Origin of the sequence: Lentzea albidocapillata (assembly GCF_000719115.1) — a bacterium.
GTDB lineage: Bacteria > Actinomycetota > Actinomycetes > Mycobacteriales > Pseudonocardiaceae > Lentzea > Lentzea albidocapillata.
On record NZ_JOEA01000003.1, the window covers coordinates 17,307 to 26,766 of the forward strand.

At 67.3% G+C, this 9,460-nt stretch carries 11 protein-coding genes and 1 pseudogene; 5 read left to right on the forward strand and 7 right to left on the reverse strand.

What is annotated here, in order from left to right; all coding sequences use genetic code 11:
- Nucleotides 1-39 precede the first annotated feature (39 nt).
- From IG04_RS0103690 to IG04_RS0103710, 5 genes are all read right to left on the reverse strand, one after another.
- A complete protein-coding gene (locus IG04_RS0103690) occupies nucleotides 40-279 on the reverse strand; it encodes a hypothetical protein (RefSeq protein WP_030475081.1) in 240 nt (79 codons plus the stop codon).
- 62 nt (nucleotides 280-341) lie between these two features.
- On the reverse strand, nucleotides 342-1,187 hold the full coding sequence (locus tag IG04_RS0103695) for an aminoglycoside phosphotransferase (RefSeq protein ID WP_245816023.1): 846 nt from the start codon (nucleotides 1,185-1,187) through the stop codon (nucleotides 342-344).
- Between the two features lie 477 nt (nucleotides 1,188-1,664).
- Complete coding sequence (locus IG04_RS0103700) at nucleotides 1,665-1,847, reverse strand: hypothetical protein (protein WP_030475083.1); 183 nt, start codon at nucleotides 1,845-1,847, stop codon at nucleotides 1,665-1,667.
- Nucleotides 1,844-2,155 carry a hypothetical protein gene (locus tag IG04_RS0103705; RefSeq protein ID WP_051768943.1) on the reverse strand — a complete coding sequence of 104 codons (312 nt, stop codon included), beginning with the start codon at nucleotides 2,153-2,155 and terminating at the stop codon, nucleotides 1,844-1,846. The genes IG04_RS0103700 and IG04_RS0103705 overlap by 4 nt, the downstream gene beginning before the upstream one ends.
- Before the next feature lie 215 nt (nucleotides 2,156-2,370).
- Nucleotides 2,371-2,679, reverse strand: coding sequence for a hypothetical protein (locus tag IG04_RS0103710; protein ID WP_030475085.1), 309 nt, complete (start codon nucleotides 2,677-2,679; stop codon nucleotides 2,371-2,373).
- Between the two features lie 658 nt (nucleotides 2,680-3,337).
- Here IG04_RS0103710 and IG04_RS47945 point away from each other — a divergent pair.
- Together IG04_RS47945 and IG04_RS0103725 are read left to right on the forward strand one after the other, a co-directional pair.
- On the forward strand, nucleotides 3,338-3,688 hold the full coding sequence (locus tag IG04_RS47945) for a hypothetical protein (RefSeq protein ID WP_245816039.1): 351 nt from the start codon (nucleotides 3,338-3,340) through the stop codon (nucleotides 3,686-3,688).
- Between the two features lie 441 nt (nucleotides 3,689-4,129).
- Complete coding sequence (locus IG04_RS0103725) at nucleotides 4,130-6,562, forward strand: winged helix-turn-helix domain-containing protein (protein ID WP_169745975.1); 2,433 nt, start codon at nucleotides 4,130-4,132, stop codon at nucleotides 6,560-6,562.
- 471 nt (nucleotides 6,563-7,033) lie between these two features.
- Here the strand turns inward: IG04_RS0103725 and IG04_RS0103735 are convergent, their stop codons facing one another.
- Nucleotides 7,034-7,471: a nuclear transport factor 2 family protein gene (locus IG04_RS0103735; RefSeq protein ID WP_030475088.1), complete on the reverse strand. Its 438-nt coding sequence runs from the start codon at nucleotides 7,469-7,471 to the stop codon at nucleotides 7,034-7,036.
- Between the two features lie 170 nt (nucleotides 7,472-7,641).
- Between IG04_RS0103735 and IG04_RS0103740 the strand changes: the two genes are divergently transcribed.
- Nucleotides 7,642-8,244, forward strand: coding sequence for an integrase core domain-containing protein (locus IG04_RS0103740; protein ID WP_211257664.1), 603 nt, complete (start codon nucleotides 7,642-7,644; stop codon nucleotides 8,242-8,244).
- Here IG04_RS0103740 and IG04_RS46245 read toward each other — a convergent pair.
- A complete protein-coding gene (locus IG04_RS46245; protein ID WP_144065267.1) occupies nucleotides 8,219-8,449 on the reverse strand; it encodes a hypothetical protein in 231 nt (76 codons plus the stop codon). The genes IG04_RS0103740 and IG04_RS46245 overlap by 26 nt on opposite strands.
- 36 nt (nucleotides 8,450-8,485) lie before the next feature.
- Here IG04_RS46245 and IG04_RS47950 point away from each other — a divergent pair.
- Nucleotides 8,486-8,689, forward strand: a pseudogene (locus IG04_RS47950) (cold-shock protein); the annotation flags it as partial.
- A 30-nt stretch (nucleotides 8,690-8,719) separates the two neighbouring features.
- The gene (locus tag IG04_RS48775) at nucleotides 8,720-9,424 is read left to right on the forward strand and encodes a cold shock domain-containing protein (protein ID WP_420843954.1); all 705 of its coding nucleotides are present in this window, start codon (nucleotides 8,720-8,722) and stop codon (nucleotides 9,422-9,424) included.
- The last annotated feature ends 36 nt before the right edge of the window (nucleotides 9,425-9,460 follow it).

Here is a 9,460-nt window from a genome sequence, read left to right on the forward strand (position 1 = left end):
ATCGAAGACCTCGGCGATGTGGCCGTCCGGGCGAACAACCTAAGCCTGACAGCCAACTTCCTGCTGCAGCTTCACGAACACAGGAGCATCGAACGGTTCCACCGCATCCCGCTCGACGAATGGGACTACGCCTGCCTCTGACGCACCGGCCCGCCGGTACTTGGCGAGCACCTCGACGCCTGCGTGCATGTGCAGCACCGCGTACTTGAGGTCGGCGGACAGGCCGTTCTCCCGGCCGACCTTCGAAAGGTTTGAACCCGTGGTGTGCGTGGAGTCCAAGGCGCTGACAGCCAGCTTCGGAGAGGCACAGCTGCCACTCGGTGAGGCAGTCTGACGGCGGCCTACAAGGTCTCGACGAGTTTCCTGAGCGGTGCGGCGAGGTCGGGGTGGTCGCCCTTGTCGACTCGGTGCAGTAGGCGGGATGCGACGTAGAGCTGAGCGAGTTGGCCGGGGTCGGTGTCGAGCACGTGGGCGAAGGTGTCGCGCACTCGTTCGGCGGTTTCCGGCACGAGAAGGCTGTAGCAGAACAGTGTGGCTGCGTCTGTCCCTGCTGGGCCGCGGCCCCACAGCTCCCAGTCCAGCAGCATGAAGTCCGGTCCCATCAGGTTCGCCCAGTGCAGGTCGCCGTGTACGGTTTCCCATTGGCAGACCACGGGGTTCACCGAGTTTCCGAAGTGCTGCTGGATCCTTCCGGTGATCAAAGCCTGATCGGCATGGACCCGGTCGGTTGGCGTCGTCGCGACCACCTTGATCGTTCTGCGGAGTTCGGCCCACCATTCATCGGGAAGGTCGATCGCGTGGCGCAGGATGTCGGTGGGGGAGCAGGATGAACCTGGTACCAGGGTCATCAGCTCGGCACGTTGCTGCCGCCATTCCTCCCACTCGTAGACGTCGAGAACCTGCGGCTTGGGCAGCGTGGCGAACACGTTGGCGTCGAGGTTGCCGGTCCAGAAGTCACCGCCGATCCACTGCTTGTCCTCGGACACCACCCGAAGCCAGAGTTGCCGGCCGGATGCTTGGACAGGTGCGCTGATCGACCGGTCCAGCCAGCCAAGCCGGACTTGCCCGGCAACGGTGAGACCGAAGTGGTCGCCGGCGTGGCTGAGGTTTTCGTGCATCCACTGCCGAAACTGCGCGTCGGCTTCGCTCAGATCGTCGCTCAACGTTCGGCCGTCGCTGTCGTGCACGGGTGGGTGGTCAAGCTGTTCGGACACGGGATCCCCTCGCCTTGGTGCTCACCGAGCACACTGTGCGAGTTCCTTGGTACCGCTTGGAAACACTCCAAGCGAGGAGCTGAAGGGGGCGTGCCCCAATCGGGGAGGTTGGTGAGCGAGTTGCAGGCTTGCCCCTCGTTCACCAACTGACGAGCTACTTCATCGTCATGGCAGCCTGCGCCCCTATCCCCGTGTTCATAGTTATTTCAGTGTCGACCAAATCCAGTGCCACATCACCGCTGATCTGCTATCTAACGGACTTCCAAGATCGCGGTTAGGGATGTCAGCCGGGGGCTGCCTGCCATCGGCAGGCAGCCCGCGACGGTTCTGGAATCAGTTACGCGGCCAGCGGATGGCGCTCGCCGGTGAGCGCGGCCAGCGCTGTGGCGACTTCTTCAAGGGTGGCACGGGTAGGTCGCGGTGCTGCCTGCGTTGGTCCAGGACGCGGTTCTAATACGGGCTGTAGGCGCGGCGGGTTCCATCGCTCACGGCCGCCGCCACGACCGGGATGTATTCGGCGAAGGTCGGGGCCGGCGGCTTCACGGAGTTGTGCAGGTCCTCGGCGGTCACGCCCATCCGGTCGAGAACGAGGCGTGCAGCGTCGAGCTCAACTTGTGTCGGTGCGCCGGTCACAGGTCCTCACCTTCCGGCAGGACGGGCAGCACCAACCGGTCCAGGGTGACGGGTGGGAACACCGTGACTGTCTGGCGGTCGAGGTGGGCGACGAGGAGGACCCGGTCGCCAGAACTCAAATGCCCTGCTTGACCGGCGTCGGCCGGTAGCCGGACGTGTCCCTGTTTGGTGAGTTTGAAGACGCCGTGCGGGTCGGCGGTGACGGCCAGCAGGCCGTCGTGTTCGCGGATGTTCAGCCGGGTTGCGGCGGTCCAGTTCAGCGCGGCGGTCATGTGGCGGTCAGCGACCCGGCCGCAGTCATCGAGCATGGCCACGCTGTACAGAACGTTGCTCAGCCGTGGTGGTGGCGATACCGGTACGGCGATAAGAGGGAGAGGCTGGCCGACAATGCGGGCAGATGCCCCTCGTGCGTGTCCTGGTGCTGTGTCAGGAACGATGGGGCGGATGTAGGAAATGGTCATCGGACGCCACGACCGACCCTAGCGAGGCGCCGGTGCCCGTGACTCCCAGTTGGAAAACCTGTTCACGAGCCGTTCGGTTCGCCGAAGCGCTTCGCGAGACCGAGGAACTGCTGCGACAACGAGCCCGCTCGGGTCAGCAACTCCTCGTACTCGTCGAGCAGGCGCGCCGCGCGCGGGTCGGCGCTCACACCGGGCGCCGTTCGCACCCGCCTGGCCACGTTCATCCCGTGGAACGCGAGCATCACCATCACCTCGCTGAGGATGTCGACCTCGCTCTTGGCCGCGGGCTCGTCACCCGAGTCCTGGTCGGGCAGCTCCAGCAGCGCTTCGCGGAGCCTGCGCCGTCCTTCCGGTGTGATCGGTGCGTTCATCGGATCCCCAAGTGTCGTATTCCACCGCGAGGCTAGTCGTGCTCAGCGGGAGGCCAGCGGGTAGCGGGCCGGGTCGAACACCTTCATCAGGAACGGTGCCGCCGCGTCCCACCACTGCTGGTCGGTCAGCCCGGTCTCGCGTCACGACCGCGGCCTCGAGTTCGACCTCGCTACCCTCCTCGGGCGGCGCCGCGCGCGGTCGCTGATCGGCGGCGCGCAGCCTGGTCCTGGTGGCCTGCGATCCGTCGACCTCGAACTCGGCTTCCACCGCCACTTTCGCGGCGTCGTCGACGGCAGCTAATGGCACGTGCCTCACCGCAATCCCTGGGAGACCGCCTGTCCCTGCACATCATCCTGCTCGTCGAGCCCACTCGCGACCTCGACCACACCGCGAAAGCGCGTGGTGGCCCTTCTGAGCCATGAGTTGGCGTGTGCAGGGCCGGTTTCTGGGTGGCCGTCCGCTGTATGGGTATCGGCTGGTTGATGGTGGTCGGCATCCGAATCCGGTGCATGGGCGGTGGGGTCGTCGGGTTCAGGTGTTGGCACCGGATCCGGTGACGGCGCCGTGGGTGCGGTGGATGTTCGCCGAACGTGCTCGCGGTCGGACGGTGGCTATCTGCTGGCGGGCCTCGTCGTGTGCGCGCTGTGTGGCCGTCGGATGGACGGGCACTGGGTTCACGGGCGAGCGGGCTATCGGTGCAGGCATGGCTTCACGAGCGCCAAGCGACGTTCCGACGACGAACCGCGGAACGTCTACGTCCGAGAAGATCGCCTGCTCGAGGCGCTGCCGCATCTACTCGGGCGGACCGCTGGACGCATGGAAGTAGATGTGGGCGAGGAGCTGGTCGATCAAGTCCGCGAGCAACCCCTGCAGATTCACTATGACGACCAGCGTCTCGAAATTCGACCCGCACAACTAACACCGAAAACCCTGGAACCTGCTCGTCGTCCAGTTCAGGAGACACTCGCGTTGGATTTGTGCGCGGATCTAGCGGCGGCCGAAATATGAATTACCCCATGGGATTATGGTTAATCCCGTGGAGTAATGGAATGTCCGAGGGACTTGGGTCCCCGCATGTGGCAAGCTTGCGCAGTTTGTGTGTTCATGCGGCGAACTGTTGGATCGCACGCTGATCTTAGATCAGACCCACTTATGGCACGCGCTGCGTGAGTACTAGTGGCACCACAACAAGCACCGCACCCACCGATCACTCGCCGCCGCAGCCCCCTCCGGATCTTGCCTCCAGCGTCTCCAAGCCAGTCAGATCGAACCCCTCACCCTCGATCGACACGACCTTCTCGGCGGAGTCATCACGGGTATCGCCATGTCGCTTAACCTGCGCGGATGCAGTTTTCGGCACGCACAACTGCCGCGGTGAGGCCGGCTACCTCTAGATTCGCTGGTCACGCTCACACTTCGGTCACAGGTCGATGGAGGCATGCAGTGGTCGTGCAGTACCGGGTCCTCGGCGCGCTGGAGGTGACGCTCGACGGCGCCGAAGTGCCGGTGCCCGTCGGGCGGTGTCGTGTGTTGCTGGCGGCGTTGTTGTTGCGCCCCAACCAGTTCGTGTCCGTCGACGAACTGGCGGAGCTGGTGTGGAACGGCGTGCCGCCTGTACGGGCCAGGCAATCGCTCCACCAGGTCGTGCGGCGGCTGAGGGTCGCGTTGGGCGAGGCGGACTGCGTGCGGACGCTCTCCGGCGGGTACGAGGCACGCGTCGAGCCCGAAGAGCTCGACCTGCTGCGGTTCCGTGAACTCGTTGCGGCGCAGGACCTCACGGGCGCTGTCAAGCTGTGGCGCGGTCCCATGCTGACCGACATCGTCTCGGAATTGTTGCACCGCAACGAGATCCGGCACGTGGCGGAGGAGTACGCCGAGGCTCTGGCACGGTCGAAGCGGCGCGCGCCCCGGCTGCTCCCCGCTGCCATGCCGCGCTTCGTCGGACGGGCCGGTCACCTGCGCGAGCTGACTTCCCTGGTCGAGGGGACCGGACCGGTCACCGCCACGATCACCGGCACCGCGGGCGTCGGCAAGAGCGTGCTCGCCGTGCAGTGGGCGCAGAGCGTGGCCGACCGCTTCCCGGACGGTCAGCTGCACGTGAACATGCGAGGGTTCGACCGGCACCGAGACCCGATGGCGCCTGGCGACGTACTGAGCCGGTTCCTCGAAGCTCTCGGAGTCGCGACGGAGCGTATCCCGGCGGGTATGGACGGCCAGGCAGCGCTCTATCGCGAGCTGACAGCGGACCGTCGGCTGCTGGTGGTGCTCGACAACGCCCGCGACGCCGAGCACGTCCGCCCGCTGCTGACCGGCCCGTCGTTCGTGCTGATCACGAGCCGCGACCGGCTCACCGGACTGGCGCGGCGGGATCTCACGCTCGACGTGCTCAGCACCGAAGAGGCACGCGCGCTGCTGGTCAGCAGGCTCGGCGAGGGGCGGGTGGACGCCGCCGACGACCTGGTGGCCTGGTGCGGCGGCCTGCCGCTGGCACTCGCGATCGTGGCGGCACGGGCGGCCGAGGTCCCAAACCTCCCGCTGTCCGCGCTCGCCGCCGAACTCGCCGACGAACGGACCCGGCTCGACTCGCTCGACACCGGTGACGCGGAGACCAGCGTTCGCACCGTCTTCCAGTGGTCGTACCAGCAGCTCAGCCCGCAGGCAGCGCGGATGTTCCGGCTTGTCGGCGTGCATCCGGGACCGGACCTCACGATCCCGGCGGCCACGAGCCTCGCCGGTGAGCCCGCCGAGGAGGCCGTGCGCGAATTGGTCAGGGCGAACCTGCTGGTCGAGCACGTCCCCGGCCGGTTCACGTGCCACGACCTGCTGCGGGTCTACGCCGCCGACCGCGCGGAGGCCGACGAAGCGGAAGCGTCCCGCGCGTTGGCGGTGGAACGCATGCTCGACCACTACCTCCATACGCTCGTAGGCATCAACCGCACGCACTACTGGAACCACCTCGGTGTCCTCGACGACCCTCCCGTGCCGTCGGGCGGCGCGACCCCGGAGACGTTCGAGCGGCAGGACGAGGCCGAGACGTGGTTCCAGGCGGAACGCACGGTGATCCACGCGGTCGTCGTGCTGGCCGACGAGCAGGGCCACGACCGGCACACCTCGCAGCTGGTGTGGTTCGTGACCGACCTGGTCGAGCGGTTCGGGCTCTGGCGGGAGTGGATCGGTCTGTTCGCGCGTGCGACCCAGGTGGCGGACCGGCTCGGCGACCGGGTGCAGGTGGCGAGGTTCGCCTTCCTGCGCGCGGTCGGTCACGCACGGCTCGGCGAGCTGGAGTGGGGACTGGAGCTGTTCGAGGCCACCGACCTGATGTGGGAGGAGGTCGGGTCGGTCGCCGGACAGGTGCGGGCCCAGGCGGGCGTCGCGTGGTTGCTCGGGGAGCTCGGCCGCCCGCACGAGTCGGTCGAGGTTGCGCGGAAGTCGCTCGACCTGTTGCGCGGCGACGAGTGCCGGACACCGACCCGGATGCGGCTGGCCCTGCACCAGCTCGCCGGGGCTCTCGTCCTCGCGGACAGGCCTGCGGAGGTGCTGGAACTCGCGGCTGAGTGGGAGACCCTGGACGGCGTGGCGGACCCGCACAACAGCGGGCTGATGGCCTCCGAACTGGCCCGCGCGTACCTCGGGCTCGGCAGACACGCCGAGGCGGTGCCGAAGCTGATGGACGCGCTGGAGTCATTGGGGCAGAAGGGCACGTGGGTCGACCTCGCCTACGCCGAGAACTTGCTCGGCGACGCCCACCACGAGCTGGGTGATCCCGCGGAGGCACGCGCGTGGTGGGAGAAGGCGGCCGCCCGGTACGCGGAGCACGAGCACCCAGACGAAGCGGCGGTCAGGGCCAAGCTCACCGGAGTGAGCGACCCCGTGAACGGGTGAGCAGTGCTTTCCTGGTCGGCCCTGCCAGCTGAGACTGCCGGGCTGGCTGTGCACCGCCGCGGGCAACCTGCTCGTGGAGTGGGCCAAGGGCTGGGGCAACGCCGCCGACCACGGTGTGTACGCCGAGATCCACTGGTGGCCGCCGCACATCGTGGCCGGCCGCTGGTAGGAGAGGTCGTTCGGTGAAAGGGTGAAGGCTCCGAGCAGACGGTGGGGCGGTGGTCGCGGGAAATGCGACCACCGCCCCACCGTTGTAGTCAGTTGAAGACCGTGATGTCCTGGGCGTAGCCCTGCAGGTGTCGCCGTCCACTGGACACCTTCAGCTGCTCGGCGATCAGTTATCCGTGGGTGTCTAGGATCGTGGCGACATGTCAGCGCGTTGCACTACGACGTCCGCTCATCGGCATGAGCGCGCTCGAGCAACGCGATCACTGGCATAAGAGTGCGTTCATGGCCTTGTCACGGCAGCTCTCAGCAAGGTGAGCAGGCGTCCACGATCGCTGCGGTGTCCCAGTAGAAGGGGCGTACCTCAGTGATGCGCCCGTCCTCGACGGTGATCGTCTGCAAGATCGGGAAGTCAAGTTTGCGGCCGGTGGTTCGGGCGCGTGCGCGTACATCAGTCAGGACGACGAGTGGGCTGGTGGTTGCCAGGAAGGCTTGGTCCACCATCTCGAAGGTGTCCCACGTCCGGCTCATGGCGAGGAAGAACTGCTCCATGCCTTTGTGACCGCGCCAGACTCCGCCGTACGGCAGTGCCGAAGCTTGGTGCAGCACGACGTCCGGGGCGAAGAACGGCGCGAGTGGTGCGAACGACGCACTCCCCGGGCCACCTGCGGCGAGATACTCAGCCTCCGCCGCGTACATGCCTTTGAGCACGGACATGGCGGCCGTTGTCGATGACGTGGTCATGACGATCACTGTGGATCGTCATGACCCGGCCTGCTGGCGGGAATCCGTCATCACAATCGCCCGTCAATCCGCCGATGGCATCACCGGACGCTGGTCATCCCGCTCATCGGCATGAGCGTGCGTTCGGAGTTACCAGATCCGATCGTGTCGCCTGCTTCTGGAAGTACTAAGTGCTCACCTGTGCCGTGATCGCCGCGCGCGTCCGTTCAGGGGTCTGTCAAACGAACTTCTTCCACATCGACACCGTGCTCGGCGCACGTCTGTACGCGCTGGCGTTCCTCGAACACGGCACCAGGCGCCTGCACATCACCGGCGTAACCGCGCATCCGACGCGGAACTGGACGGTGCAGCAGGCGAGGAACCTGGCCAGCGAGCTCGGAACGCGCATGGAGTCTCTCCGCTTCCTGCTGCGTGACCGTGACGGTAAGTATGGCGACGCGTTCGACGCCGTATTTGAGGCAGAGGAACTGCGTGTCATTGCGACCGCGCCGCGCGCTCCGCGGATGAACGCGCAGTGCGAACGGATCACCGGCAGCATCCGCCGTGAGATTCTCGACCACATTCTCATCATGCGAGAAGGTCACGCGCGTCAAGTACTAGCGGCCTACCAAACGCACTACAACGAGCACCGGCCTCACCAAGCCCGCGACCAGCTACCGCCAGACGTTCAAGAACACACCGGAGCGGTGCACGATCTTGACGTCTCTGGCAGTCGACCTGTCCGCACGCAGATCCTCGGTGGGGTGATCAACGAGTACCGATATGCGGCTTGAGCTGCAGCGATGACTTTTCGAGCGGTACAAGATCGTCGGCCAACAGCGCGCGTTCGAGCACCAGATCGGCGAGAATCGCAATGAGGACGTCCGCATACTCGGGCAACGGCTGGTGACGGCGCGCGAACTCGGTGACTTCGGCGATGTACTCACGGCGGAGCTGCCGCGCGTCGGGGTCAGGATGTACATACGGCGCCTGGGACACTGGACCCCCGACCACCCGCGAGACCAGGAGTGCACCGTGCAGCAGGGAACCGTCCGCTGGTACGACCTCGAGCGCGGCTTCGGCTTCCTCGCCCCCGACGACGGCAGCGACGACATCTTCGTGCACGTCTCGCAGGTGCAGGGCGAGGGCGCGGCCCGGGCGCTGCGCGAGGGCCAGACGGTGGAGTTCGAGCCCGGTGAGGGACCCCGCGGTCCGCAGGCGCTGCACGTCGTCGTCACCGGGGACGCCGCGCCCGACGCGACCCTGGGCGTGCTCGCCACCGTCTCCTGGTACGAGCCGGCCAAGGGCTACGGGTTCGCCGCGCCGGACGGCGGGGGTGCGGAGGTGTTCGTGCACTCCTCCGCCATCGTCACCGGGGGTGTCCTCGCGGCCGGGCAGCGGGTGGCCTTCGTCGTCATCGCCGGGGAGAAGGGGCCGCAGGCCCAGCACCTGGTGCCGCTGAGCTTCGACGCCGGGGTCCGCCGAGCCCCTCTGGTCGCGCCCGGCGACGGTGCCGACGGCTCCGTCCTGTGGTTCGACGAGGAGAAGTCGTTCGGCTTCGTGGCCGCCGACGACGGGGCGGGCGACGTCTTCCTGCACGTGCGCGCCCTGGTCGACGAGCTGTACCTGCCGGCCGAGGGCGACCGGGTCTCGTTCACCACGGTCACCATGGACCAGGGTCGTCAGGCGCGCGAGGTGCGGTTCGTGGCCACCGGCGAGCCGGTGGAGGCCGCCGCGGCCCCCAGCCAGGCCCGTTCGGTCACCCGGCCCGCAGCCCGCGCCGGCGACGGCTCGGTGGCCCGCTACGACGCGGACCGCGGCTTCGGCTTCATCACCCCCGACGCGGGCGGGCCCGACCTCTTCGTGCACGTCTCGGTGGTCTCCGGCGAGCCCCTGGTGGCTGGCGAGCGGGTGCGCTTCCGCATCCGGCAGAGCGACCGGGGCCCGCAGGCCGATGCCGTCGAGCGCGCCTGACCGTCCGGGACGGTCCTACGACGCCTCGAAGCGGGC

Coding starts and splice junctions, on each gene's coding strand:
- IG04_RS0103705 (WP_051768943.1), bottom strand. CDS start 2,155: ATGCTCGATGACTGCGGCCGGGTCGCTGACCGCCACATGACCGCCGCG.
- IG04_RS0103710 (WP_030475085.1), bottom strand. CDS start 2,679: ATGAACGCACCGATCACACCGGAAGGACGGCGCAGGCTCCGCGAAGCG.
- IG04_RS47945 (WP_245816039.1), top strand. CDS start 3,338: ATGGACGGGCACTGGGTTCACGGGCGAGCGGGCTATCGGTGCAGGCAT.
- IG04_RS0103735 (WP_030475088.1), bottom strand. CDS start 7,471: ATGACCACGTCATCGACAACGGCCGCCATGTCCGTGCTCAAAGGCATG.